Annotated in this window: 23 protein-coding genes and 2 pseudogenes; 12 read left to right on the top strand and 13 right to left on the bottom strand. The window is 59.4% G+C overall.

Annotated elements, in window-relative coordinates; translation table 11 throughout:
- The first annotated feature begins 173 nt into the window (after positions 1-173).
- From L904_RS16195 to L904_RS16160, 8 genes are all read left to right on the top strand, one after another.
- On the top strand, positions 174-1265 hold the full coding sequence (locus tag L904_RS16195) for an ABC transporter ATP-binding protein (RefSeq protein WP_020812769.1): 1092 nt from the start codon (positions 174-176) through the stop codon (positions 1263-1265).
- A gap of 37 nt (positions 1266-1302) precedes the next feature.
- Complete coding sequence (locus tag L904_RS16190; protein WP_020812768.1) at positions 1303-2034, top strand: HAD-IA family hydrolase; 732 nt, start codon at positions 1303-1305, stop codon at positions 2032-2034.
- A 19-nt stretch (positions 2035-2053) separates the two neighbouring features.
- Positions 2054-3358, top strand: coding sequence for an FAD-binding oxidoreductase (locus L904_RS16185; protein WP_020812767.1), 1305 nt, complete (start codon positions 2054-2056; stop codon positions 3356-3358).
- Positions 3359-3420: 62 nt separating this feature from the next.
- Positions 3421-4461, top strand: coding sequence for an ABC transporter substrate-binding protein (locus L904_RS16180; protein ID WP_020812766.1), 1041 nt, complete (start codon positions 3421-3423; stop codon positions 4459-4461).
- A gap of 24 nt (positions 4462-4485) precedes the next feature.
- Positions 4486-5358 carry an ABC transporter permease gene (locus L904_RS16175; RefSeq protein ID WP_020812765.1) on the top strand — a complete coding sequence of 291 codons (873 nt, stop codon included), beginning with the start codon at positions 4486-4488 and terminating at the stop codon, positions 5356-5358.
- Positions 5359-5361: 3 nt separating this feature from the next.
- Entirely contained in the window at positions 5362-6159 is a 798-nt protein-coding gene (locus L904_RS16170) for an ABC transporter permease (RefSeq protein WP_020812764.1), read from the top strand.
- Positions 6156-7850 (top strand): GMC family oxidoreductase, encoded by a 1695-nt coding sequence (locus L904_RS16165; RefSeq protein WP_020812763.1) that lies wholly within the window; start codon positions 6156-6158, stop codon positions 7848-7850. Before L904_RS16170 ends, L904_RS16165 begins: the two co-directional genes overlap by 4 nt.
- 17 nt (positions 7851-7867) lie before the next feature.
- Entirely contained in the window at positions 7868-9292 is a 1425-nt protein-coding gene (locus tag L904_RS16160; protein WP_020812762.1) for an aldehyde dehydrogenase family protein, read from the top strand.
- Between the two features lie 70 nt (positions 9293-9362).
- On the opposite strand, the gene L904_RS16155 is transcribed toward L904_RS16160, so the two are convergent.
- The 7 genes and pseudogenes from L904_RS16155 to L904_RS16125 form a co-directional block, all read right to left on the bottom strand.
- A complete protein-coding gene (locus L904_RS16155; RefSeq protein WP_020812761.1) occupies positions 9363-10073 on the bottom strand; it encodes an anti-sigma factor domain-containing protein in 711 nt (236 codons plus the stop codon).
- Complete coding sequence (locus L904_RS16150) at positions 10070-10612, bottom strand: sigma-70 family RNA polymerase sigma factor (protein WP_031234430.1); 543 nt, start codon at positions 10610-10612, stop codon at positions 10070-10072. Before L904_RS16150 ends, L904_RS16155 begins: the two co-directional genes overlap by 4 nt.
- A 140-nt stretch (positions 10613-10752) precedes the next feature.
- Positions 10753-11181: a DUF2177 family protein gene (locus L904_RS16145; RefSeq protein WP_020812759.1), complete on the bottom strand. Its 429-nt coding sequence runs from the start codon at positions 11179-11181 to the stop codon at positions 10753-10755.
- A gap of 68 nt (positions 11182-11249) precedes the next feature.
- Entirely contained in the window at positions 11250-11627 is a 378-nt protein-coding gene (locus L904_RS16140; RefSeq protein ID WP_031234429.1) for a DUF2147 domain-containing protein, read from the bottom strand.
- A gap of 24 nt (positions 11628-11651) precedes the next feature.
- Positions 11652-12884, bottom strand: a complete 1233-nt coding sequence (locus L904_RS16135) for a cyclopropane-fatty-acyl-phospholipid synthase family protein (RefSeq protein ID WP_020812758.1) — start codon at positions 12882-12884, stop codon at positions 11652-11654.
- Positions 12871-13688: pseudogene (locus L904_RS16130) on the bottom strand (DUF1365 domain-containing protein). The gene L904_RS16135 and the pseudogene L904_RS16130 overlap by 14 nt, the downstream one beginning before the upstream one ends.
- Positions 13685-15055, bottom strand: a complete 1371-nt coding sequence (locus L904_RS16125) for an NAD(P)/FAD-dependent oxidoreductase (protein WP_035261907.1) — start codon at positions 15053-15055, stop codon at positions 13685-13687. Before L904_RS16125 ends, L904_RS16130 begins: the two are co-directional and overlap by 4 nt.
- 192 nt (positions 15056-15247) lie before the next feature.
- Between L904_RS16125 and L904_RS16120 the strand changes: the two genes are divergently transcribed.
- The 4 genes and pseudogenes from L904_RS16120 to L904_RS16110 all read left to right on the top strand — a co-directional run bounded on the left by L904_RS16120 (position 15248) and on the right by L904_RS16110 (position 19000).
- Positions 15248-16036: a DUF1295 domain-containing protein gene (locus L904_RS16120; protein ID WP_031234428.1), complete on the top strand. Its 789-nt coding sequence runs from the start codon at positions 15248-15250 to the stop codon at positions 16034-16036.
- Complete coding sequence (locus L904_RS16115; protein WP_020812755.1) at positions 16033-17058, top strand: cyclopropane-fatty-acyl-phospholipid synthase family protein; 1026 nt, start codon at positions 16033-16035, stop codon at positions 17056-17058. Before L904_RS16120 ends, L904_RS16115 begins: the two co-directional genes overlap by 4 nt.
- A 79-nt stretch (positions 17059-17137) precedes the next feature.
- A pseudogene (locus L904_RS27820) lies at positions 17138-17543 on the top strand (DUF1612 domain-containing protein); the annotation flags it as partial.
- A 287-nt stretch (positions 17544-17830) separates the two neighbouring features.
- Entirely contained in the window at positions 17831-19000 is a 1170-nt protein-coding gene (locus tag L904_RS16110) for an ROK family transcriptional regulator (protein ID WP_031234427.1), read from the top strand.
- Between the two features lie 99 nt (positions 19001-19099).
- Here the strand turns inward: L904_RS16110 and L904_RS16105 are convergent, their stop codons facing one another.
- From L904_RS16105 to L904_RS16080, 6 genes are all read right to left on the bottom strand, one after another.
- Positions 19100-21238, bottom strand: a complete 2139-nt coding sequence (locus L904_RS16105; protein WP_020812752.1) for a beta-galactosidase — start codon at positions 21236-21238, stop codon at positions 19100-19102.
- A gap of 22 nt (positions 21239-21260) precedes the next feature.
- On the bottom strand, positions 21261-22403 hold the full coding sequence (locus tag L904_RS16100) for an ABC transporter ATP-binding protein (RefSeq protein ID WP_031234426.1): 1143 nt from the start codon (positions 22401-22403) through the stop codon (positions 21261-21263).
- Between the two features lie 59 nt (positions 22404-22462).
- Positions 22463-23314: a carbohydrate ABC transporter permease gene (locus tag L904_RS16095; protein WP_020812750.1), complete on the bottom strand. Its 852-nt coding sequence runs from the start codon at positions 23312-23314 to the stop codon at positions 22463-22465.
- A gap of 3 nt (positions 23315-23317) precedes the next feature.
- Positions 23318-24199: a carbohydrate ABC transporter permease gene (locus L904_RS16090; protein ID WP_031234425.1), complete on the bottom strand. Its 882-nt coding sequence runs from the start codon at positions 24197-24199 to the stop codon at positions 23318-23320.
- Between the two features lie 65 nt (positions 24200-24264).
- The gene (locus L904_RS16085; protein ID WP_020812748.1) at positions 24265-25527 is read right to left on the bottom strand and encodes an ABC transporter substrate-binding protein; all 1263 of its coding nucleotides are present in this window, start codon (positions 25525-25527) and stop codon (positions 24265-24267) included.
- 350 nt (positions 25528-25877) lie between these two features.
- Complete coding sequence (locus L904_RS16080; RefSeq protein WP_020812746.1) at positions 25878-26717, bottom strand: phosphoenolpyruvate hydrolase family protein; 840 nt, start codon at positions 26715-26717, stop codon at positions 25878-25880.
- Positions 26718-26726: the final 9 nt, after the last annotated feature.

Below are 26726 nucleotides of genomic sequence, written 5' to 3'. Positions count from 1 at the left end.
TCTTTGCTGTCAACGAAGGCGAGAGACCTTCCATGAATTGAGGGGAACGCGACAGATTGGTTTCAGGCCGGCGCTGGGCGTCACAGGCTGAAAATCTGCTCTTCGTTCCGCAAAAACGCGCTGCCATACGTCGGAGCACCACCGAACGTACTGGGATTTTTTAGTGGAATCATATGATTGAGCAGCCAAATACAGAGCGGGTAGGCGTTTCCATCAAAGAGGCGGTCAAGTGCTACGGAACGTTTCGTGCGCTGGACGATGTCAATCTCGATGTCGCTCCCGGCGAATTCGTTTCCATTCTCGGGCCTTCGGGGTCAGGCAAGACCACGTTGCTGGGAATTCTCGGCGGCTTTGTCCAGCCGACATCGGGGTCAATTTGGTTAGGCGATCGGGATATTACATTTGAGCCGCCGCATAAGCGGGATATCGGTATCGTCTTTCAGAACTACGCGTTGTTTCCGCATATGAGTGTAGGCGAAAACATCACCTTTCCGCTAAGGGCGCGGCGGCTACCGAAGGCGAGCTGGCCGGCGAAACTCAAGGCCGCGCTCGAGATGGTCGAACTCACCGGCTATGAGAACAGGCGTATCCACGAATTGTCGGGCGGCCAACGTCAGCGCGTGGCGCTGGCGCGCGCCATGATCTTCGAGCCGGGCCTCATTCTCATGGACGAGCCGCTTTCGGCGCTCGACAAGCAGCTGCGCGAGACCATGCAGATCGAACTCAAGCGGCTGCATAAGCGGCTCGGCGCCACGATCGTGTATGTGACGCATGATCAGCGCGAGGCGCTGACGATGAGCGACCGCGTGGCGATTATGCACAGGGGACGTCTGGTGCAGGTCGATACGCCGGAGCGTCTGCACGACCGTCCAATCAACGCCTTCGTCGCCCGTTTCATAGGCGAGGCGACCCTGCTTGCGGTTCGGCGCGAAAGCGAAACGGCGGTGCGGCTGGGAGACCGGCTGCTGCACACGGCGCATCGCGTGCCGGAAGGCGAAAAGCTGCATCTCGTGGTTCATTCGGAAAAACTCGTGGTGGTAGATGGCGCTCAAGCCGATGGCGGCAACAGGCTGACAGGCACCGTCACGGATACGCTCTATCAGGGCGAAAGCATTCGGGTTTTCGTGCGGCTGGACAGCGGCGACGATCTGAGTTTCCGGCTTCCCAGCAACCATGCCGGCCGCGCGCTCATGAAGTCGCCGGGTGAGGCGATCGCGCTTTCACTCCACCCCGAAGACACGGTGATCGTTCCCGAAGCGGGTTGAGACATTCCATTCCATGCAGTCAACAAGGATAAAGACTATGCAGCTTACGCAATTCAAGGTCATGACCTTCGATGTGGTCGGCACTTTGATCGATTTCGAAACGGGTGTGCTCAATGCGGTGCGTGCGCTCGGCGGCGAAAAGGCGGCGAGGGCCACCGACGACGAGATTTTCGAACCGTACAAGCGCGGCCGCGACAAGTTCTATGGACGGTCTTCCTTCGCCATGAAAGACGTCTATCTTTCTCTCGCCAACGAACTCGGTTTCAACAATGATGACGCCACGGCGGAAGCCTTCCAGCTTGCCGTGCTGCGCTGGCCCGCCTTCGTCGATTCCGTGGAAGCTCTCGCCCGCCTGCGCAAGAACTTCCGTCTTGTCGCCATGACGAATGCCGACCGTACGGCATTTTCCGCCTATTCCGATACGCTTGGCAATCCGTTTCACGACAGCGTCACCTGCGATGAGGCCGGGTGTGCCAAGCCCAATCCGCAGTTTTTCGCCTTCAACAAGGGGCGTCAGTCGGCTTTCGGTTTCAAGCAGTCGGAAATCCTGCATGTCGCCCAGAGCCAGCATCACGATATCGGCGTGGCCCGCGAACTTGGCTACACGACCTGCTGGATCGAGCGTCGCCAGGGCCAGCAGGGGTTCGGCGGCACGCCGGCTCCGAAGGTGGTGACCAGGCCCGACTTCCACTTCTCCTCGCTCAAGCAACTGGCCGATGCGGTTGACGCGGAGCTTGCCGCCGGTGTCAAGACGGCAACGGCAGCCTGAAAGCGAGAGAGCCGTACCGATGGCCGCACGTCCCCCTTTTCCTGATATCAAATCCCTCTGGCAGGAGACGGCTTCGAGCCGTCCTGCCTTCGACCGGCTCTCGGGCGATCGTCGGTTCGATGTCGCGATCATCGGCGGCGGCTATACGGGCCTTTCCGCGGCGCGCTATCTGGCCCGCCACGGCCTGTCTCCGGTGGTGCTGGAGGCAAGCCGGATCGGCTGGGGCGCGAGCGGCCGCAATGGTGGCGTGGTGTCGGGCAAGTTCCGGCTTTCCTTCTCCGACATCGCCGCCCGCTACGGGCTGGAGACGGCGCGGCGCATGCATGATCTCGGTATCGAGGCCATCGATCATGTCGGCGAACTGGTGGAAGATTATGCAATCGCCGCTGCCGATTATCGCCCAACCGGTTCGCTGCGCTGTGCCCACAATCAGTTGTCGCTCGATGGCCTGAAAAAAGAAGTCGAGTGGCTGCGTGGATCGCTTGGCGACCACGCCTGCACCATTCTCTCTCCGGAGGAAATGGAAGCGGAGACGGGCTCACGCGATTTCGTCGGCGGCATGCTCAATGCCCATGGCGGCGTCATTCACCCCTTGAATTTCGTTTTGGGCATGGCGGCCGGATTGAGTGCCGCAGGCATCGCGATCCACGAGAAGACGCCGGTGGCGGCATTCAGGCGAGATGGCGCCGGCATCGTTCTTGAAACGCCTGACGGTGTCGTTTCGGCCCGCCAGGTGGTGATCGCCACAAATTCCTATTCCGATCTGACGCCGGCCACGTCGGCGGTCCGCAAATCCATCATTCCCTTCCGCTCCGCGATGATTGCGACCGAGCCGCTGACCGGCAGACCGGGTGCTTCCCTCCTGTCGCAGGGACGCAGCTATACCGAGACGCGGCGCATGATGCGCTGGTTCCGCAAGGCTGGAGACCGTGTGATGTATGGCGGGCGCGGCGCCTTCGGCAAGGCGGATTCCGAAAGCGCGTTTGCGGCGCTCCACAAGGCCATGGTGCGGCAGTTTCCGGAACTGGCATCTGTGTCTGTCACCCATCGCTGGTCCGGCCTCGTGGCCATGACGATGGACAGCATTCCACATCTGGGCCGGCTGGACGACCGGGTCGTCTATGCAGTCGGCTATAATGGAACCGGGGTGGCCATGGCCTCCAACATGGGCCGCTACGTTGCGGCCATGGTTGCCGGGCAAAGCCCCGATCTCGGGCTCCTGACCGCGGAGCCGCTCAAACCCGTGCCTTTTTATCCCATCAGGGAGCCAGCCGTCCGGCTCGTCGCCGGCTGGTATCAGTTCCTCGATGCAATCGGGCGCTAAGACCCGACAGTCGCATGCCAACAGGGGCGACAGCGCCTCGCCATAAAAGAGGAGAACGACGAATGAAATACAGATTTTCCATGCTCGTGCTTTCCGCATCCGCCGCCGTCTTTTCGGCTGGCCTGGCGTCGGCGGAACAGGTCACCTTCGTTTCACAGGGCGGCGCCTATCAGGAGGCGCAGACCAAGGCGATCCTCGATCCCGTCGCCAAGCTGCTCGGCATCACTGTCAATCAGGACAGCGCGCCCGATGCCTGGCCGGTGATCAAGACTCAGTCCGCATCCGGCAAGATCGTCTGGGACGTCATCGACACGCCGGCGAAGGATTGCATACGCGGCGGGGATCAGGGAATGATCGAGAAACTCGATTTTTCCAAAATACCCAATGCGGAAAAGATGCCGGCCGAATACAAGAGCCCCTATTCGGTCGCCTATGAATTCTACTCGAGCGTGCTTGCCTACAACAAGGACAAGTTCGGCGGCAACCCTCCCAAAAGCTGGGCGGATTTCTGGGATGTGAAGAAATTTCCGGGCACGCGGGCGCTTCGTAACCATCCCCTGGCGACACTGGAGGCCGCTTTGCTTGCAGATGGCGTGCCAGTGGACAAACTTTATCCGCTCGATGTCGACAGAGCCTTCAAGAAGCTCGAAGAGATCAAACCCTATGTCACGGTGTGGTGGACCTCCGGCGCCCAGTCGGCGCAGCTTCTGGCCGATGGTGAAGTCGACATGGAGATGGCGTGGAACGGCCGCGTTGCTGCGGTGGTGAAGGAGGGCGCGCCGATCGGTTATTCGTTCAATGAAGGTTTCCTTCAATATACGTCGCTCTGCATTCTCAAGGGCGCGCCGAACCTCGAAACGGCTGTCAAGTTCGTCAATGCGGCGCTGACCCCTGAAATCCAGGCGAATTTCCCGGCCTATATCGATTACGGTCCAGGCAATCCTGAAGCGTACAAGACCGGCAAGATTTCGCCGGAACGCGCTGCCGAAATGCCGAGTTCGCCGAACAATGCCGCGCTTCAGGTTCTGGTGTCGGATGAGTGGTGGAGTTCCCCGGCCGGCGAGGAGGCGCAAAAACGCTGGGCGCAGTTCATCCAGAAATGATGTTCGGTCTGTGGAGGGTCACTGATGGCACAGTCGAAACGAAATCCGTCGGCGATGCATGAGCAGCGTGAGCAACGGCTCATGCTGATGCTGCTGGCGCCAGCCCTTGCTGTCGTCATCGTTCTGCTGGTCCTGCCGCTTCTGTGGCTGGGCTGGCAGTCGATCCGGCAGGATGGCGGCTTTACGCTTGATCACTATCAGCGGTTCCTGACGGATTCCGTCTACTGGATGACCTTCCTTCAGACCTTCCGCATTGCGGCGGTCGTCACGCTGATGACCGTCCTCCTCGGCTATCCCGTCGCCTATGTGGCGGCGGGCCTGCCCCAGCGCTGGAGCGTGCTTGTTCTCGCCATGGTGCTGCTGCCTTTCTGGACATCCGTTCTGGTGCGCGCCTATGCCTGGCTCATCCTGCTGCAGCGCAACGGCATCATCAATTCGGCGCTGACGGGATCGGGCCTGATCGATGCGCCGCTCCGGCTGGTCAACAACGAATTCGGCACGGTCATGGCGACGATCCACATCCTGCTGCCCTTCATGGTGCTGCCGCTCTATGCGACGATGAAGAAAATACCCACGGAACTGACCATGGCCGGCGCCAGCCTCGGCGGCTCACCCATGCATGTATTCTGGCGGGTTTTCCTGCCGCTGTCGCTGCCGGGCATGATCGCCGGCATGGTGCTGGTCTTCGTGCTCACCCTTGGTTTTTATATCACGCCGGAACTGCTGGGCGGCGGGCGCACCTACATGGTCTCCATGCTCGTTTCGCGCAACATCGAGGTTTATAACGAATGGGGCGCGGCCTCGTCGATCAGCGTCGTCCTGCTTGTCTGCGTTTTTCTGGTTTTCCGGCTGGCGAGCCTCATCATTCCGTTCGAACGCATCATGGGAACGAGGTGACGCATGAACCTGTCGAAAATCCTTCTCTACGGCTTTGTAGCCCTCGTTCTCGCCTGGCTGATGATCCCCATCCTGATCATCCTGCCAATGTCCTTTTCCGGCGCGCGCTTCCTTGCTTTCCCGCCGCCATCCTGGTCGCTGCGCTGGTATGAGGCCTATCTCGGCAGCGCCGCCTGGATGCAGGCAACGCGTGTAAGCCTGATTGTCGCCCTCTCCAGCGCCGTCATCGCCACCATTCTCGGGACTGCGGCGGCCTATGCGCTCAACCTCACGCAATCGCGGCTGGTGCGCAGCCTGCAGGCGCTGCTGCTTCTGCCGCTGATCGTACCGATCGTCATCACCGCCGTCGGCGTCTTTCTGGTTTACGCACAGATCGGGCTTCTTGCCTCGCTGACCGGGCTGATCCTCGCCAATGTCATGCTGGGCCTCCCCTATGTCGTCACCTCCGTCCTGGTCGGGCTGCGCAAGTTCGACCACACGCAGGAGATGGTGTCGAGAAGCCTCGGCATGAACCGCTGGCGGACCTTCTTCATCGTCACCCTGCCGCAAATCCGCCCGAGCGTCATTTCCGGTCTGCTCTTCGCCTTCATCTCCGCCATCGATGAGACAGTGGTTTCGCTTTTCATTTCCGGTGGCGAATATCAGACGCTCACCAAGCGCATGTTCACAGCGCTGCGCGACGAGATCGATCCAACCATCGCCTCGATCAGCTCCCTGCTGACGGCGATCTCGTTCATCCTGCTGATGCTGGCGGCGATCAACGCCCGCAACACCGAATATTCGCAGGGACGGGCGACATGATCGTCGATCACCTGATCCTCGGCGGTGGATCGGCGGGCTGCGTGCTGGCCGCACGCCTTTCCGCAGATCCGCTGCGGACAGTCGTTCTGGTCGAGGCCGGGCGCAATATTTCGGCGGACGATATCCCGGATGAGGTGCGCAGCCGTTATCCCGGCCGTGCCTATCTCGATACGCGCAATATCTGGTCGCAGCTCACGGCGTTGATGGGCCATGCCCGTTCCAACGCGGCGCCCCGTCCACCGCGTCGCTACGAGCAGGCGCGGCTTCTGGGCGGAGGCTCGGCGATCAATGCGCTGATGGCCAATCGGGGTGCGCCGACCGACTATGCCGAGTGGCAGGCGCTTGGGGCGGACGGCTGGGGCTGGGACGATTGCCTGCCCTATTTTCTGAAGATCGAAGCCGACAGGGATTTCTCCGGCCCGCTTCACGGCACGGCCGGGCCGCTGACGATCCGGCGCATATCAGACGATGGAGTTTCACCCTTCGTCGACCGTGTCATGAAGACGCTGGACCGCCGCGGTTATCCGACAAGGCCGGACCAGAACGGACCCTGGGAAGACGGCGTCTTTCGCGGCGCCATCGCCGTCAGCGATAGCGGGGAGCGCTTGCCGACCTCGCTTGCCTATCTGACGTCGGAAGTGCGCAAACGTCCGAATCTCAGGATCATCACCGAAAGCGTCGCCGACCGCATCCTGTTCGATGGTCGTCTGGCTAAGGGTGCGAGATTGGCGGGTGCTACAGCGGAGACGATCCATGCGGCGGAAGTGATCGTCTCGGCCGGCGCCATTCACACGCCCGCATTGCTGATGCGCTCCGGTATCGGCCCCGTCGATGACATCGCCGCCGTGGGGGGCAATGTCGTGGCCGGCCGCAGCGGCGTCGGGCGCAATCTGATGGAGCATCCTTCGATCGCCGTCGCTGCCTATCTGCCGCCGCAGATGCGGGTGCGTGACAGGGGAGAACACCACGAACAGGCAATCTGGCGTTTCTCGTCCGGTCTCGACGGCGCGCCGCAGGGTGATATGCATGCCGCGATCCTGTCGCGATCCGGCTGGCACTCCATTGGTCTACGTCTGGGCAGTCTGTTCTTCTGGGTCAACAAGTCCTATTCGCGCGGCTTTGTGAAGCTTGCTTCGCTTGATCCCCATGTCGAGCCCGAGGTCGACTTCAGAATGCTGAGCGACGAGCGTGATCTGAGGCGGCTCAAGCTTGCGCTGCGGCTGGGAACGGAGGCTCTGTCCGATCCTTTCATGGCGGGGCACAGCGGCACTGTTTTTCCATCGAGCTATTCGCCCCGAGTGGCGAAGGTCGCTGCACCGGGGACATGGAACGCGTTGCAACGGGGTCTTTTCTCGGGTCTTCTGGATGTGGCGGGTCCGCTGCGGCCGGCATTGGTGCATTCGGCGATAACACTTGGCACGACCATGCGGGGGCTGCTTGAGGACGACGATGCGTTGACGGAATTCGTCCGCCGCCATGTGGGCGGCACATGGCATCCGTCGGGAACGTGCCGCATGGGATCGGCTGACGATCCCATGGCGGTGGCGTCGTCCACGGGCCGCGTGCACGGCGTGGAAGGATTGAGGGTCTGCGACGCATCGCTGATGCCGTCGATCCCTTGCGCCAATACCAACATTCCCACAATCATGATCGCGGAGCGGGTCGCCGACTTCATCCTGGCCGGCCGCTGAGATCATTGGAGACGGATATGGAAAACTATCTCAAATTCTATATCGACGGGGCCTGGGTCGATCCTCTCGGCGGCCAGCGTCTATCCGTCGTCGACCCCGCCACCGAAGAGCCTTTCGCGGAGATAGCCATGGGATCGGCGGCGGATGCCGAGCGCGCCATCGCCGCCGCGCGTCGCGCCTTTGCTACCTTTTCGCAGATGACGCGGGAAGAGCGCCTCGGCCTGCTTGAGCGCATTCTTGAGATATTGAAACGTCGGCAGAACGAGATAGGCGACGTGATCTCTCATGAGATGGGCGCTCCTCGAAAAATGTCGCGGGATGAGCAGGCGGGTATCGGCGTGGCGCATTTCGAGCAGACGATCCGCGCCATGCGTGATTTTCCGTTCGAATACATGCAGGGTACGACCCGCATCGTCCATGAACCGATTGGTGTCGTCGGCATGATCACGCCGTGGAACTGGCCGATCAACCAGATCGCCTGCAAGGTCGCCCCGGCGCTCGCCACCGGCTGCACCATGGTGCTGAAACCCTCGGAAATCGCGCCGCTCAACGCCATACTTTTCGCAGAAATCCTGCACGAAGCCGGTGTTCCCAACGGCGTGTTCAACCTCGTCAACGGCGACGGCCCAACCGTGGGCACGGTGCTGGCGAGCCATCCCGATATCGACATGGTTTCCTTCACCGGCTCGACACGCGCCGGCATTTCGGTCGCACAGGCAGCGGCCCCGACGGTGAAGCGCGTGCATCAGGAGCTGGGCGGCAAATCGCCCAATATAGTGCTCCGAAGCGCTGACCTCGACGCTGCCGTGCGCGCCGGCGTGAGCAGGTGCTTTGCCAATTCCGGCCAGTCCTGCAATGCGCCGACCCGTCTTCTCGTCCCTGCGGAGCAAATGGACCGGGTGATTGGCATCGCCCGTGCGGCGGCGGAATCGGTCCGTGTCGGTACACCCGGCGATGCCGAAACGGATATCGGGCCGGTTGCCAGCAAAACACAATTCGACAAGATCCAGAGCCTCATCCGCAAGGGTATGGAGGAAGGGGCGGAGCTCGTTGCCGGCGGGCTCGACCGGCCAGCGCATCTGAACAGCGGCTATTATATACGGCCGACAGTCTTTGCGCGTGTTACGAACGACATGACGATCGCGCGTGAAGAGATTTTCGGGCCTGTGCTCGCCATTCTCGGTTATGGCAGCGAGGACGAGGCGGCGGATATCGCCAACGACACGCCCTATGGGCTGGCATCCTATATTCAGGGCGCACCCGAGGAGGCGCGTGCCTTCGCACGACGGCTCAGAACCGGCATAGTGCGCCTCAACAGCTCCGCCTGGGATGGGGCCGCGCCCTTCGGCGGCTACAAGCAGTCGGGCAACGGTCGGGAATATGGCAAGTTCGGTCTGCACGAGTTCACCGAAATCAAGGGCATCGTCGGCTTCGGAGACTGACCGTTACGACCCATCTCGTATCGTGACGCGTTCATCGGGACTCGCCTCGAAATCGGGAAGCGTTAGACCTTCATCCCCATCGCGCCGTGCCGACGGCGATAACAGGGCCGGTTGCCTGACCAGTCGGCGAGCCGCCGAAAGGTTCGACACTGATCGCCAAGGTGGTGCCTTCGGTGATGCTGTTGCGCATGTCTGCGGGGATTATAAGATCGCCATTCGTGCCGGGCTGGAAGATGCCGAGCGAGCGGGTCTTGCCGCCTTCCATCACCAGCCACAGTTCCAGCGATTTTTCGTCGGTCTTGCCGGTTGCGACAGGCACAATGCGCATCCGTCCGGATTCCGCATCGTAGGAGGCGAGGAGATTAACCTGGCTGTCGGTCGTTGCAAGTTCGGCCACCAGCGGGGTGGCGCCCCGCCATTTTTCGGGGAAGGCGGCGTAAACGATGGCCGCCACGGCGGCTGCGCTGGTGGCAACCGAGATCCAGCGCCAGAAGGACGCGGAATTCCAGAGGCTGCCATTGGTATTGACGGTCCTGCTGCCGAACAGGCGTTCTTCGATACGCGCAAGAACAGTGGCGCTCGGTGCCTGCTCCTGGTAATCGGCATTGAAGTCGGAAAATTCCGCCTCCCAACGCTGCACCAGCTGTGCGAAGGCCTCATCGTCCTGCATGCGTCGTTCCAGTTCACGACGCTTTTCGAGCGGCAGGACGCCCAGAACATATTCACCGGCGAGGATGTCGTCGCGCGAATGCTTGCCGCCGCTCTGTTCGCCCGTCGTCATCGCTGCATGCACTCTCTGAGTTTGAGAAGACTGCGTCGCAGCCAGGTTCTGACCGTGTTGAGCGGCACGCGCAATTCTTCGGCGAGTTCGAGATAGCTCAAGCCCTCGACATAGGCCCGGCGCACTGCCTGTGCGTGTACGGTCTCAAGCTCGCGCATGCAGTCTTCGATCCTGCGGCCTTCATCGGCGAGAACGATCTGCTGCTCAGGATCGCGGGCGCTCTCGTCGGCAAGATCGTAGGCTTCCTCAATGTCGTCGGTTATGGGCTTGCGCGCGCGGATCGTGTCTATTGCATGGTTGCGGGCAATGGCGGCAAGCCATGTGGCGGGTTTGCCGGCGCTGGCGGCAAATGTTCGGGCCCGCTGCCAGACCTTGATATAGATTTCCTGCAGCGCCTCCTCGGCTTCCGTTCTGTCACGCAGGATTTTCAGACAGATCGCGAAAAGCTTCGGACTGGTTGCCTGATAAAGCGAGACGAATGCTGAACGATCACCCATGCCGACGCGGTTGATAAGGCCTGCGATCTCTGTGCCCTGCATTCGAACCTTCCTTGCTGCGCCTCCTTTATAGGGTCGTCTTTCGCAGGAAGACAAGAGATGCATGCTCATGCTGCGAACCTGGCAACGACTGGGCCGCAGGGTTATCGCACTTAAGCGGCCGGTAAGAGGGGATGTCGTCATCATAGGCCCGTCGGATTTTCCAGCGGGCCGATCAGCCGCACCGTGATGAGATAGCCGATTGTAGCCGCTGCCGCGGAGACGAAGGTTCCCCATAGAAGATCGGCGACGGTCAGGGTCGTGGACCAGCTTTTCAACGTCGCCTGATTGGTCAGGTCGTAAGTGGCATAGGCCATGAAGCCGACCACTGCGCCATAAAGCAGCGCGGTCGTCCATTCCCCCGTCTGAAAGGCAGGGCGAACTGCAAGAAAGGTCAGGCCGGCGGCATAGATGAGGTAAAAGATGACCGCCGGAGCAAGCCGGAAGTTTTCTACCAGAAGATCGCCGATGGCCGGGCGGTAAAGACGCGACGCCATCGTGCTCAACCAGATGAAATCAATCACCAGAAAGGCGACGAGGGTAAAAAGGTAGGCTGCGAAATAGGTTTTCATTGATGTTTTCCTTTGAAGGGCATCGATAAGGAAGCGACGATGTGGGTCGAAGCAACGTGGAGATGTGGCTAGTCGATCCTTGTCCAGTTTATGCCCTTGCACAGCATACCGGCGACGATACAGCCTTTCGTGGTCATGCCGTTGCCGTTTATTGTCACTGTTATCCTGTAGGATTTATCCCGCTGGGGGTCGAAAGCGGTGCCGGAATAGCTGCCTGCCTCTGTCTGCTTTATGTCCATGATCAGCCGGTCCCCGGCCTTTTCCTTCGGAGTGCCCGGCTTGATCCAGGTGTTTGTGGCACAGATATTTTCACCGCAGGGCGCGATCAGTACTTTCGCCTTCCCGTCTCCGCGCGCCCAATTGCCGTCGATATCGGCCGCCGTCGCGTTGGACGCGACCAGCAGTGGCCATAGGACGGAAGCAACCGTCAATCCGTTGATCATCATTGTCTCTCCGCAGTTGGTCCCGCCTTATCTGTGTTCGATCGTGTAGAAGCCGACGTTTATGCTCCCCTCTGCAAAGCCTGCCTCGCAATAGCAAAGGTAATAATCCCAAAGCCGTCGAAAGCGGTCATCGAAGCCGAGCAGGGAAATCGTCTGCCACCGCGCATGAAAACGCTGGCGCCATTCGGCGAGCGTGAGCGCGTAGGACTGGCCGAAAAGTTCCCTATCGGTGAGCTTCAGGCCGGTTTTGCCGACCGCTTTTTCGAGCGCGGCATTTGAGGGCAGAAAGCCGCCGGGAAAGACGTATTTCTGGATGAAATCCGCCTTACGCCGATATGTATCGAAGCGGCTTTCTTCAATCGAAATGATTTGCAGCACCGCGCTGCCGTCCGGTTTCAGGCATCTTTTCAGCGTTTCGAAATAGCTCGGCCAATAGGCCTCGCCGACTGCTTCGAACATTTCGACGGAGACAATCCTGTCGAATTGGCCGTTCAGGTCGCGGTAATCCTGCAGCCTCAGATCGATGCGGTCTGTACTGTCGGCTTTTTCCGCTGCATTTTTTGCCCATTTTAACTGGGAGGGGGAGAGAGTGATGCCGGTGACGGTGGCTTTGGCCTGCGTGGCAAGGTGAATGGCGAGTGCGCCCCAGCCGCAGCCGATCTCCAATATGTTTTCGCCGCCGCTCAATTTCAGTTTATCGACGATACGTTCCAGTTTTTTCAGTTGGGCGGCTTCGAGCGTAGACGCCGTGTCATCGAAAATCGCCGACGAATACAGCATAGAGGGATCAAGCCACTGCCGGTAAAACTCGTTGCCGAGATCATAATGCGCTTCGATATTGCGGCGGCTGCCGCGTCTGGTATTGGCATTCAACCCGTGCGCAGTGCGGTTGAGAAGGCGCATCGGCAGGCTGCCGCGCATTGACCTTGCGAACGCCTCGCGATTTTGGGCCGCAAAGCGGATCAGCGCCGTCAGATCTGGTGTGGTCCAGTCGCCTTCGATGAAACCCTCGGCAAAGCCGATGTCGCCGTTTAGCAGCATCCGCCGGATCGCCCGCCAGCTATGCAGGACAAGGATTGCCTCGCTGCCATTCGTTGCGCCTGATTTTTCAATGACGCCGCCGCCGGGAAGAATGATATGTAATCTTCCCCTGTCGATATTACTCAACAGCCGGTTGATAAGCCACATGCCTGGGCTGATGCGGTCGTTCAGGCGCGTATTCTTCGCCGATAATTCCGTGAGATTGTCAAACGGGGTCATGAATTTTGGCCTCGATTTGCGACGATGAAGGATGACGGAAGGAGACTGGACCGGCAGGCGGCAGCGGCCGTTTTCTGAGCTGCACGCCTTTCAGCCAAATTTTCAGGGCCTCCCAATGAATGCCCAGAATGACCTTGAGCGTCAGGAGGGGAATTGCGAAGAAAGCTTTCAGAAGCGCACCGTCCGTCAATTCGACACGCCGGGCCAGATGCCGCGCCGTCAGGACCAGGCTGTCATTGTCGAAAGTATCGATGACGATTTTCAGCCTGTCGCCGGGCGGCGCGACGCGGAAAACATAGTGGAGATCCATGTCCATGAATGGAGAGACATAAAAGGCCTTGTCGCATCGCTGGACGATCTCGGTCGATTTGCCGGCTTCCACCGGGATCAGGTATGAGTGTCTCTCGCCAAACGTGTTGTCCACCTCCCAGAGGATAGCTTTGAGCGACAAGTGCGCCCGTAGCAGAAGAAGACACTGAGTGGGTTGAAGGCCCAGCCGAGTACGCGCGGCATGGTGAGCAGACGTATCGGCCCTCCGTCCACTGCCATGCCTGCCGCCGTCATGGCTGCCTCGATCTGTTGGCGCAGCCCGATGGCGCTGCGGTTGCCGCGGTCCCTGCTGTGAAACGAGAACAGGTTGAACCGGTCTACGGAGAAAAATCGCAATTTCCGGTCGAGCACGTTCAACTCATCGAGGTCGAGGAGCAGCGAATAAATCCGGTAGGCGAGCTTATGGGTTTTCGGCTTGAAGCGCGCATGCGTTACATGGCCGGGAAAAAGCGCCGAGGTGAGGGGAGGCGTCATGCCATCGCCTCCATGATTTCCGTGTCTGTCGCAATCGTCGCCAAATCCAGGCGGATGATCCGGCCATTGTCGTCGGCAACCTTCCATGGACGGGATACGCCGCCAAGATCTTCGGCGACGGCAAGGCCGGCCTGAAGACCATCTTCATGAAAACCGGATCCGAAATAAGCGCCGCAGAACCAGGTGTTTCGCAGACCCTGCAAGGCCCATAGCTCCTGACGCATCTGTTCGGTGCCAGCGTCAAAAACCGGATGGTGATAGGTTTCCTCGGCGATGATTTTTCCTTGATCCGGTTCCCGCGCCGGATTCAGCGTTACGAAAATGTCCGGGATTTCGCCCAGCGGCTGAAGCCTGTTCATCCAGTAGGTAATGCTCGGCAGGCTCGTTTTAATGCGCGTGTCGGCCACATAGTTCCAGCTTGACCAGGCAGCGCGGCGGCGCGGCATGAAACGGCTGTCGGTGTGAAGCACGGCGCGGTTTTGGGTGTAGGCAAACGCGCCAAGAATGCGCCGTTCGGCGCGTGTTGCGTCCGCGAGCATGTCGAGCGCCTGATCCGCATGGGTTGCTATTACCACGTCATCGAAGCGCATGGCTTTGCCGTCCGCAGTGGTGATTTCGACGCCGTCCGGCAGGCGGTGGATGCGCTTCACCGGCGTCGAGAGGAGAATTCGATCCGCAAACGGCGCCGTGATGCGTTTCACATATTCGCGCGAGCCACCGATGACTGTGCGCCAGACCGGCCGATTGCGCAGCAACAGCAGGCCGTGATTGCGGCAGAATTTGATGAAATGCGCCGCCGGATAACGGCCGACCTCCATGGCCGGCGTGGACCAGATGGCCGCAGCCATGGGGTAAAGATGATCGTCGCGGAACGCTGAACCATACCGGTTGCGGGAGAGATATTCGTCGAGAGACAGATCGCCCATCAAATGCAGGTCGCGTGGGGCATTGCGGTAAAAGCGCAAAAGGTCCGCAAGCATCGCCCAGAAACGTGGCCTCAGGATGTTGGACTTCTGGGCCAGCAGGCCAGGGCCCGTTCCACCGGAATATTCGAAACCGCCATCATTCAGAGAAACGGCGAAAGACATGTTCGAAGCTGCGGTCGCCACGCCCAGTTGCTGGAAAAGCGCGGTGAGATTGGGATAGGTCTGCTCGTTATAGACAATGAATCCGGTATCGACATGGACTTGTCCATGGTCCGTGCTGAACGTCACCGTATTGGTGTGGCCTCCGATGCGGTCAGCCGCTTCGAAAACAGTTACATCGTGTCGTTGCGACAAAAGCCAGGCCGCTGACAAACCGGAAATTCCCGTTCCGACGACGGCGATGCGGTGGCTTTGTTCTTTTTTCGCTTCGGTGTCGACCATTTTTCCTCGCTATAGCACTGCCAATCCAGTCTTGGGGACTGCGACATGTACGAGGAGGCCGCCCGATCAGTTTCACCGGCGCACCGATTTTTTGAAATTTTGTCCGGCGCCTGAAACTATTTTGCGGGTCCGCTCGTATTTGCCATCACGAAACCCGACCTCAAACCGTTCAAAATGGCGAGCGAATTAGTGATGTTTTCTGTAGTCCTGACGCTTGCCATTCTCATGTCGCTTCTGATGGCGGGCGCTTGGGCGTTGCAGAGAGAAACCGGTTCAAGCGGCAGGATCGACACGGTCTGGGCTGCGAGTGTCGGGCTTGGCGGAATTTTCGCTGTTGTTTTTGCCGGCGGAGACGGCTGGCGGCGCGGTGCTACACTTTTCCTGGTCGTTGTCTGGTCCCTGCGGCTTGCCGGCCATATCGGCATGCGCACGCAAGGAGGCGGGGAAGACCCCCGCTATGCAAAGCTTATGGAGCAGTGGGGGAGCGCTGCCGCCCTGCGGCTATTCATCTTCCTGCAGATACAGGCAATCGCCGCTTTCGTGCTCGTTCTTGCGGTCTATCTTGCGGCAAGCAACACCCATGTGTTTCCGCGTATGGTTGACGTTATCGCCATGGTGGTTGCCCTTGGCGCGCTGGCAGGCGAAGCGCTCTCCGACGCCCAGCTCTGGAAATTCAGAAAGACCGCAGCAGCAAAAAACAGTGTCTGCGAAACCGGGCTGTGGCGTTATTCCCGCCATCCCAACTATTTTTTCGAATGGCTTTTCTGGTGCGGTTTTCCGCTGCTGGCCATTCAGGGGCCGGCATTGTCATGGGTATCGCTCGCCGCACCGGCGATGATGTACTGGCTGCTTGTCCATGTCTCCGGCATTCCGCCGCTTGAAGACCATATGCTCCAATCGCGCGGGGAAAAATTCCACGCCCTTCAACAACGCGTCAATGCCTTTTTTCCGGGGCCGCGCAAGAACGAGGACAGGCCATGAACATGCTCGCACTCGCCATCAACGCCGCCGAGCGCGCGCCGCTCAGCGACAGCGTGACGCTCGCCGGAATAGATATGCTCTGCGCACGGACGAAGCGGCGGCTTGCCGCCATTACAGCGGATGCGGAAGAGGCTTTCGCGGCGGATATGGTGAAGTTTCCCGTCGCCAGCCATACCGACGATGCAAACAAACAGCATTATGAAGTGCCAGCGGCATTTTTTGCGCTCGTTCTGGGAGAGCAGCGCAAATATTCCTGCTGTTATTATGACGATGCCACGACGACGCTGGATGAAGCTGAAAATATTGCTTTGGCCAAGACCTCGGCCCATGCCGCCCTTGAGGACGGCATGGATATTCTGGAACTCGGTTGCGGATGGGGTTCGTTATCCCTCTATATGGCTGGCCGTTTCCCAAATGCGCGCATCACGTCAGTCTCGAACTCCGTGTCGCAGCGCGAATATATAATCGGTCGTGCCCGAGAACGGGGGTTTTCAAACCTTTCTGTAGTGACGGCCGATATGAATGATTTCACGACGGGCGATCGTTTCGACCGTGTCGTATCGGTGGAAATGTTCGAGCATATGTCGAATTGGCGCGTGTTGTTCGAGCGTGTTCACTCGTGGCTGAAGCCGGACGGCAGGTTTTTCCTGCATGTGTTTAACCACCGCGACCGATCCTATCGTTTCGACCACAACAATCCTGCCGACTGGATCGCCCGGCACTTCTTCACCGGCGGCATCATGCCGGCCTTCGACCTTCCCCATCGCTTCAGTCAGCTTTTCGCCGTCGAGCGGGAGTGGCGCTGGTCAGGGTCGCACTATCGTCGGACAGCGCTCGATTGGCTCGAAAATTTCGACAAAAAAATTGACCGTATCCGACCCATTCTGCAGCAAACCTATGGTGCCGACGCCCGGCTGTGGGAAAGGCGATGGCGATTGTTCTTCCTGGCGACCGCGGGGCTTTTCGGGCACGAGGGCGGTGACGTGTGGGGTGTAGGGCACTACTTTTTTAAGAGGGTTTAGTGTTAGCGCCACACAATCGGCGTCGGCACGTTCTAAAAACCGCGCTCTAAACGTTTGCCAAAACGAACGTTTGCATCCCCGGCAATCGGAAAACCTGCTGAGCGTGCTGCAGGCGGTCGTCGCCTTCGATGGCTAGAACGCGCTGTGCTCCCATGGCTGGGCCGGTTGCTCTTAGTTTCAATCTTGCGGCAAGCCGGCATCGCCACCGGCGCCGCATCCTGCGGCCACCAATCTCGGCCTGAAAACCATTCCCGTCGATCGACGCCGATATCGTAATGGGGAGATCCGGTTGCTGGTGGTTGCCCACGGCCTGATAGTGGCCGCCAAGATCGGTATCAAGGGACAAGACAGGCTGATGCTGGCGCGAAAATGATGGAACGCAAATTGTCGGGAAACCGCACCTCTTTGAATTTGCTGGATCTGGTTAACCTGGCTATGGCGAAGCGTTGGTGTCGGCTGGGATGGTGGCCAAGGGTTATGATGTGGTCTCAGGCGGTGAAGCGTCAGCGCTCGGCGCATCAGCGAACGGGAGGCGGAGCGGGTTAAAACGGATGATCCTCATCTACGGGTTACTGACGAAGCCCTATGTTAAACTTTTTAGAAAAAGTGCTGGCGGATATCATATGTCTAAATAGCTCTTTGACACTCCTTTGCGGAGGGGAAACCGGAATACTGAAGTGGCTCACCAGCCGGAACGGGCATATTGAGCGCTATTTGGTTGACGCATCTCCATCTACGCTTCAAACGTGGTTTTGATAGCTGCAAGAGAGGCATGCGAGTGAAGATAGATCAGCGAACGACACGGGCGATGAACCGGCGTCTGATCCTTAATCTGGTCAGACGAGAAGGGCCGCTGAGCCGCGCTGAAATTGCTGTGGCCACCGGTTTGAGCCCGGCGGCCGTGACGTTTGTCACGACCGATCTGCTGTCAGAGGGGTACCTGATCGAGGGTAATGCAACGGCCGGGGCGGCCGGTCGCCGCCCGGTCCCTCTGGAGATCAATTATGCCGGGCACCTCGCAATCGGAATAAAGATGAATGTCGGATCGCTGGAATGCGTGCTGACGGATCTTTCAACCGCGCCGCTTTCGTCCGTCACCGTCGATTTTGACGATCCGGCGCCGGCGACCGTGCTTGATGCCGCTGAACGCGCGGTGCGACGGCTGAAACAATCGACACCTGAAAAGGCGGGAGAAATCACCGGGATCGGTTTTTCCATGCCGGGTTCGATAGATGCTGAAAACGGCATATGCATCAAGAGCCACCGTTTCTTCTGGGAAAACGTGCCCTTTGCTAAAATGCTGCGAGAGCGGGTCAATGTTCCGGTCTGGATGGAGGACGACACGCGTGCCTTCGCGTTGGCTCAGCATCTTTTTGGGCTTGGCCGTCAACACAGGGTCTTTGCCGCGCTTGCCATCGGTGTCGGCATCGGCTGCGCGACGGTGGTGGAGGGCACCGTCCATCGCGGCGCCCATGGCCAGGCCGGCAAGCTGGGTCATGCCCGCCACAGGCTTCAAGGCCCGCTTTGCGAATGCGGACGCCACGGTTGCCTGCAGGCATTTTATTCGGAGAACGCGATTGTTGAGCGTTGGCGAAAGGAAAAAGGTCTGGATGCGGCGGATCGTTTTGCAATGACGGCGGCAGCATTCGCGGGTGACCCCATTGCGCGTGAAATCCTAAGGGAGGCCGGTGAGGCCATCGGCCAGCACCTTGGAACGATGATCGACATTGTCGATCCGGAGATCATTATCGTCGGCGGCGAGGCCGTCACCTTCGGGAATTTTCTGTTTGAGCCTATGCGCCGGGCGCTTGAGGTTTACTGTTTCACCACGCCGCCGCCGATCGTCCCGGATGAGCGTGACAATTTCTGGAGTTCCGGCGCCGCAGCACTGGCGACCCAGGGCATCTTCGATTTCGAGGTGCTGAACGGCTCGGCTCCCTAGATTGCCGCCGAGCAGAAACAAGAAAGCGGCGAGATCATCTCTTCGCCGCTTTCAAGCGGAGGTCATGGGGCCGATGCGACCTCAATTATACAGACTTGATCAAACGAGTTCGATAACGCGGCAACCATAAGGCTCCAGTGTTTCGCCTGCGGTCATTTGCCTGCCGGAGAGAAGATCTTTGCCTTGCGGAAGAGGGGCGATCTTTTGCTCCGTTTCGAGCGTATTGATGACGAAGAGCAGTTTGCGATCCGCTGCCTGCCGCATCGCCACTTCGATGCCGGCGGGCAGATCGGCCACCAGCGGCGCAACGCCGGCATCCGCCAGAACCACCTCTTCAAGGATGGCAGCAAGAGCTTCCGTGAGATAGGTTGCGACGTAAACGACGCGACCCTTGCCAACCTTGCGGGATGTGATCGCCGCCCGACCCTTGGCGAAGCGGTTTGCCCAGGTTCCGATCACCTCGACATCGTCACCGATTTCTACCAATTCATAAAGATGTTCGGCCTCGATCAGGCGGCCACCGATCTCGAGCGAGTATTTGCGGTCTGAGGAGGAGGAGGGGGGTAGATCGGGAGGCACATAAAGGCCGGCTTCCGGCGCGGATCGCTGGAACAGACCCTCGCCGCCAGTGGCGGTGATGCGGCCGAATTCCTCGACCCGAATGCCGGTGAGCTTTGCCAACGCGCCGCCGGGCGCCTGCTCACGGATGATGTGGTTGTTGACGTCACGGGTGCCCGTCATCGCGCCGACAATGACGATGCCGCCGTTCGATGCGAAGGCTTCGAGCTTCTGCGTCCATTTCTGGTTCCACATCACCCAATGCGGTACATAGAGAACCTTGAGGTGGGTTAGGTCGTCCTCAGGATGAATGAAGCCGCAGGAAATGCCGCGTTTGTAGCAGTGTCGGTGCAACAAGGTTGCGTCCTCCAGTGGCGAGGGCAGGCCAATCGGGTAGGTCTTGTGGGCTTCCTGATTGTCGAAATCGGCACCGGCGATGCCGACATCGATGCGAACGGAGGTGCCGAGCAGCCTGTCCTTGATTTTCCGGATGTCGGAAGCGAAATGGCGGGCTTCCTCATAGCGGCGGCGGGGCACATCGTCATGGTCGATGATGCCCATCCAGTAAATCTCGGCCCCGAAATGCGCCGGACGCCAACGGAAGAACATCAGGCCATCAGCACCTCGGGCAACGGACGAAAGCGCCATGCGCCGCATCTCGCCCGGTTCGGGCGCCATGGTGGTGAAGGAGGGCTGGCTGCCGAGGCCGGAGGCCTGCTCCGGAACGATGAAGTTGCCGGAATAGCTGCGGCAGACGTCCAGCTGCAGCGCCTGCGTCGCGGCATGGCCGCCGGTGCGGCGGAACTCGTCATAGAGCATCGGGTAGATGTCGAAACCGATGAAATCAAGGTCCTGGCCGAACTGGCCTCGGAAGTCGATGTCGGTGAGGTTGCCGAGGTTATGGAAGATGAACCAGTCGGCATTGGTCGCGCGCAATATGTCGACCTGATCGCGCTGGAAGGCCGCGGTCGCCGCCGCCAGGAAGCGGTGATAGTCCTGCACGTGGCCCGGGCTCAGATAGGACGGCGCCATCGGGAAGGGCAGCACGATCTGATCGAAATTATCATAGGCGGTGGCCCAGAAATGGCCGCCCCAGGCGAAGTTCAACGCGTCGATGGTTTCATATTTGTGCCGCAGGAAATTGCGGAAGGCGAGGGCGGCGGAATCCGAGAAGGATTCCGAAACCGTGGTATTGAGTTCATTGTCCGTCTGCCAGCCGATGACATAGGGATTGTCCCTATAGTGCTCGGCCATCGCCGTGGTGATGCGGCGGCTATGGTGCCGCAGGACCGGGCTGGTCGTATCGCCATGCTGGCGCGAGCCGTGGCTTGCGCGGCGGCCATTGCGGTCGACGCGCAGCACTTCCGGATAGTTCTGCGTCAGCCAGCGCGGCGGGGTCGCTGTCGGTGTGCAGAGAATGGTGTTGATGCCCGCCTTGCCCAAAAGGTCGATGGCGCGGTCGAAGAGGTCGAAGTCGAACTTGCCTTCGTATGGCTCCCAGATATGCCAGGCGAATTCACCCATGCGCACGGTGTTGAAGCCGATCGCCTTCATGCGATCGGCGTCGCGCTGCCAGTAGCTTTCGTCGACATGCTCGGGATAATGCGGCACGCCGAGCATAAAATCGTCAAGGTTAAGGGTGCGCCAGACCGACAGGGGCGCGGGTTTCGACCGTTTCATGCTATAAAAACTCCGATTTTGATCAGGTTCGGGTGGCGGATTTGGGAGGCGTCAGGGTCTTTCCGTCAGGGCCGAACAAATAGGTGTCACTAAGGTCGAAACCGATGCGGACGGTTTCGCCGTTGGCGAAGGTAACGACATCGCCAAGCTGCACCGTGACATTGCGGGTGCCGGTATCCGACCCGGTGGTGACCACGGGGTCGGCATCGACGTGAAGGATGGTTTCGCGTCCAAGATGCTCGATAAGGCGGATGCGGGCATCGAAGGCAACCTCGGCGGAACCGTTCGCATCGATATTCAGGCGCTCGGGGCGCACGCCGATGGCAATATCCTCGCCGGCCCTGAGACCCAAGGCTTCATGGGCCTTCACCTGAAGATCTGGCAGTCCGGGAACCGTAACCGTCACACCGATCTCGCTCACTGAGGCAACCTTGCCTTCGAAGAAATTCATGCGTGGCGCACCGAGAAAGCCGGCGACGAAACGATTGACCGGATTGGCGTAAAGTTCCAGCGGTGAGCCGACCTGTTCGATCGCGCCCCTGTTGAGCACGACGATACGGCTTGCCATGGTCATGGCTTCGACCTGATCGTGGGTCACGTAGATCATCGTCGAGCCAAGCTCGGCGTGAAGTGTGGACAGCTCCACGCGCATCTGGGTGCGGAGCGCCGCATCGAGATTGGAGAGCGGCTCGTCAAACAGGAAGACCTCGGGCGAACGGGTGATGGCGCGTCCGATCGCCACGCGCTGGCGCTGGCCGCCGGAAAGCTGTTTCGGTCTTTTGTCGAGCTGTTCAGTGATCCTGAGGATTTCGGCGGCGCGTTTCACGGCGGCATCGATTTCCGCCTTGGGGCGTTTCGCCATTTTCAGGCCGAAGCCCATGTTTTCGGCGACAGTCATATGCGGGTAGAGCGCATAGGATTGGAAGACCATGGCAATACCGCGCTCGCCGGGCTCTTCCCTGGTGACGTCTCGATCATTGATGATGAGCTTGCCCGAGCTTATGGTCTCAAGGCCCGCGATGGTCTTGAGCAGGGTGGACTTGCCGCAGCCGGACGGACCGACCATGACGATGAACTCGCCCTTTTCGATGGTGAGGTTGATGTTCTTCAGCGCGTGGAAGCCGCTATAGTGCTTCTCGACATTGAGAAGTTCGACGCTTTTCATGCCGATCTTGTCCTTGTTGGTCGTCGTTTCGGAGGAGGACAGGGGTTGGGCAGCGGAGGTCATCCCTTTACCGCCCCCATGGTCAGGCCTGAGACGAAGTGTTTCTGCATGAGGAAGAACATGACGACCGGCGGAACGGCGACGAAGATCGTGGCGGCCGATACGATGTTCCAGGCCGAGACCCATTCGCCCTTGAGGTTGGAGAGACCTGCGGTGACGGGTTTGACGGCATCGCTCTGGGTCAGCACCAACGCCCAGAAATAGTCGTTCCAGATGAAGGTGAACGCCAGAATGGCAAGGGCGGCAAGTGCGGGACGCACCAGCGGGATGACGATGTGGATCAGCGTCTGCCAGGGCGATGCGCCTTCGGCTCTCGCCGCCTGGAACAGTTCGTCCGGCAGGGCGGCGATGAAGTTGCGCATGAAGAGCGTAGCAAAGCCCGTCTGGAACGCCACATGGAAAAGGATAAGCGCGAAGAAGGTGTCGTAAAGGCCCGCCGAGACCATCAGGTCGCGGATCGGGATCATCATGATCTGCTGCGGCAGGAAGTTGCCGCCGACGAAGATGGCGAAGATCACCATCGAGCCTCGGAAACGGTAGCGCGACAGCACGAAGCCGGTGAGGGTCGACAGGATCAGCACCGCGATGACGGAGGGAATGGTGATGATCAGGCTGTTGGTGAAGTAGCGCAGCATTTTCGTCTGTTCGAAGACCGCGACATAATTTTCCGTCAGGCTGAACTTTGTCGGCCAGCCCCAGTAGTTGCCGGACATCACATCATCGAAGGACCGGAAGGAGGTCATGATGACGGCAAAGAGCGGCAGCAGCCAGAGGATGAGGATCGCCAGAACGCCGGCCATGTAACCGAGACGGGCGAGTTTCTTGTTTTCGGGAATGGGGCGCGGATACATGGCTCAGCTCCTCTTCTCGGATTTGATCAGCCCGTGCAGATACCAGGCGATGAAGACGGACATGATGAGGAACAGGATGGTGGCGATCGCTGCGCCATAACCGAAGCGATAGGAGAAGAGCGACTGGTCGTACATTTGATAGGCGAGCACCGTAGAGGAGCCGAAAGGGCCGCCTGCCGTCATCACTGAGATCGCATCGAAGGAGCGCAACGCGCCGACGATGGTGATGGCGACGGCGATAAAGGCCACCTGGCTCAGCTGTGGCAGCACGATATGGCGAAGCATCGGCCATCCCTTGGCGCCATCGACTCGACCGGCGCCGATCAGTTCCTCATCGAGATTGTTGAGACCTGCGAGGAACAGGACCATGCAGAAAGCGATCTGAGGCCATAATGCTGCGCCGACCACGGCGAATGTCACCAGGTTCTCGTCCGAAAGAAGTGCGGGGGCTTCTGCGCCGAAGGCGTGATATATGATGGCAAGCAGGCCGAAGGTGGGATCGTAGAACCAGCCGAATATCACGCCCACGGTCACGGTGGCGAGGACAAGCGGCATGAAGAACAGCGACTTCATGAAGCGCATGCCGGCGATCTTCTGGTTGACGAGAAGCGCGATTGCAAGGCCCGCCGGCGGCGCCAGCAGGAACATCACCAGCCAGATGGTATTGTTTTTAAGCGATACGTAAAACTGGGGATCGTCGAACAGCTCCCGGTAGTTGCCGAAACCGATCCATGTTCTCGGTCCCATGCCGTCCCAGTCGAAGAACGAGATCCAGAAGGTCTCGAGCGACGAGGCGATGATGATGACGAGGAAGAGTAAGAGACCCGGTGCAAGCAGCAACGCGGGTGTCAGCCAGTTTCGTCGGCTGCGCCACCAGAGAGACATGGGCATATCCTGTTGGAAGTGAATGGCAGGCGAACTTATCCGCCTGCCTTTGACCTTACTGGCGATCAGCCGTGAATACGCTGACGGGCGCGTTCGATCTGCTGAAGAATATTGTCGCGCCGTTCGGGTTTGACCATGAATTCCTGGAAACCCTTCAGCCCGGCCTGGGCGAGATCAGGATCACTGTCGCGATCGTAATATTGCGCCGTGGCCTTGACCTTCTTCAATTCCGCGACCGCCATCTGCAGGATAGGATCATTGCCGATCGTGCAATCGCTGCGTGCCGGAACGTTGCCTTCCGGGGAAAGATAGGCGCTGAGATTTTCCGGCTTGTAGAAATAGGCCAGGAATTCGCGTGCCGCATCCTTGTTCTTCGATCCCGAAGGCAGGTGGATGGAGTCGACTGAGAAATCCTCATATTGCTCCATGCCCGCCTTGATGGTGGGGAAGGGCGCAAAGCGCACATGCTGCAGGTCTTCCGCCGGGAAGGCGTATTTGATGAAGTTACCGAGATCCATCATCGCGGCCTTTTTCTGTACCAGCGCGGCCGCTGCGGGATCCCAGGCATAGGAGGTGCCGTTCGGCGTGAAGAAGTCAGCCTTGATGAGCGCTTCCCAATTATCGAAGACCTCCTTGAGAGAGGCATCGGTGTATTTCACCTTCCCCGCCATCAGGTCCATGTGATGATCGAGACCGTTGATGCGCAGGTTCATGTGGTCGAACCAGCCGCCGCAGGGCCACTGATCCTTGGTGCCCATGCTCATCGGCACGATGCCCGCCTTCTTGGACTGTTCGGCAAGGGTGAAGAAGTCGTCGAAGGTCTTTGGAACCGTCAGGCCGTGCTGGTCGAACGTGTCCTGACGATAGAACAGTCCCCAGAGAATGCCGCCCGTGGGCAGGCCATATTGCTTGCCGCCGACGGTGACCGAACCCAGCGTGCCGCCGAGAACATCGGCATAGTTTTCTTTCTGGACGAGATCGGAAATATCGTCGAACAGTCCCTTCTCCACGAAGGAGCGCATGCGGCTGCCGGAAAACCAGAAGCAGATATCGGGCGGGCTGGCGACGAGATAATTGCGGATCGCGGTCTTATGGGCCTCGTGGTCCATATTGTTGACGGTGACGGTCAAACCGGCCGCCTTGCCGAAGTCTGCGGCGATCTTTTCAAGCGCGGCGCGCTGGTCGGCGTTGCCACGATTGGAAATAATCGTCAACTGCCTGTTCTGCGCGATCACGGGCGAGGACAAAGTGGTCGAGGCGAGTGCGATGCCCGTGCCCTGCAGGAAGCGGCGCCGGGTGGGCCGCAGGATATGCGCGTCATTGATCATGTGTAAAGCTCCTCCGCCAGCTCCCTAATACTGACGGCAAACGAAAAACACGAAGGCGTGATCGAGTCAAGTGAATATTAATTTAATAAATAAATTAATATGAAGCGTAGATGGATTGTCTAGTTTCGGCTTCTTTATCGGCAGCGATTGTGGGGATGCGAGCGGGGGACATGGCTAGTGGGTGGGCGATGCGGTCGAAATCGAAGCAATCATGCCGTGGAGGTGCTCGACGAACGGCTTCTGCTTGTCATGATCGACCGCCCCACCACTCCCAAATAACAGTTTCATCTGAAGCAGCTTGTCAAATCGGGCCGAAAATTCTCAAGGATTTTTCGGGCGCCAACGTAGTTTTACGACGCTTCATTGCGGAGAGTATTGAAGGCCTCGATCTGTGCCTTGATCGCCGTTTCCGTCGGCAGCCGCTCCATGGAACTTGCCCCATAAAACCCGTCGCATCTCTTGCATCGGGACAGCACATAGGCTGCGTCGTCCGGCATGGCGATAGGGCCTCCGTGGCACAATACGATCACATCCTGCCGCACGGAGCGTGCCGCATCCGACCATGTGTCGATGCGCTCCACGCACTGATCCAGTGTAAGCGCGGTTTCCGCCCCGATAGCTCCGCCGGTCGTCAGGCCGAGGTGGCAAACGACAATATCGGCGCCTGCTTCGGTCATGGCAATAGCGTCCTCCGCACTGAAGACATAGGGTGTCGTCAGCATGTCCTTGGCGTGCGCGCGCGCGATAATGTCGACCTCGAGATGGAACCCCATGCCGGTTTCTTCGAGATTGGCGCGAAACGTACCATCTATCAGGCCGACCGTCGGGAAGTTCTGGATGCCGGCAAACCCCATGGCCTTCAATTCGTCCAGAAACATGTCCGGCAGCATGAAAGGATCGGTTCCATTGACACCTGCCAGCACCGGCGTATGGCGCACGACGGGAAGGACTTCCCGGCCCATTTCCCGAACGATCTCATTGGCATTCCCATAAGCCAGCAGGCCGGCCAGCGATCCGCGACCGGCCATGCGGTAGCGGCCTGAATTGTAGATCACGATCAGGTCGATGCCTCCGGCCTCTTCGCTCTTGGCTGAAAGACCCGTACCGGCTCCTCCACCGATGATATGCCTTCCCTCGGCGATCTTTCGGCGCAAGCGTTGCAGGATTTCGTTACGTGAATGATGTGTCATGGTGTCTCC

The organism is Agrobacterium sp. LY4, assembly GCF_001526585.1.
GTDB lineage: Bacteria > Pseudomonadota > Alphaproteobacteria > Rhizobiales > Rhizobiaceae > Agrobacterium > Agrobacterium leguminum.
The sequence above is the reverse complement of the archived record's forward strand: the minus strand, read 5'-3'. Positions and strand labels throughout refer to the sequence as shown.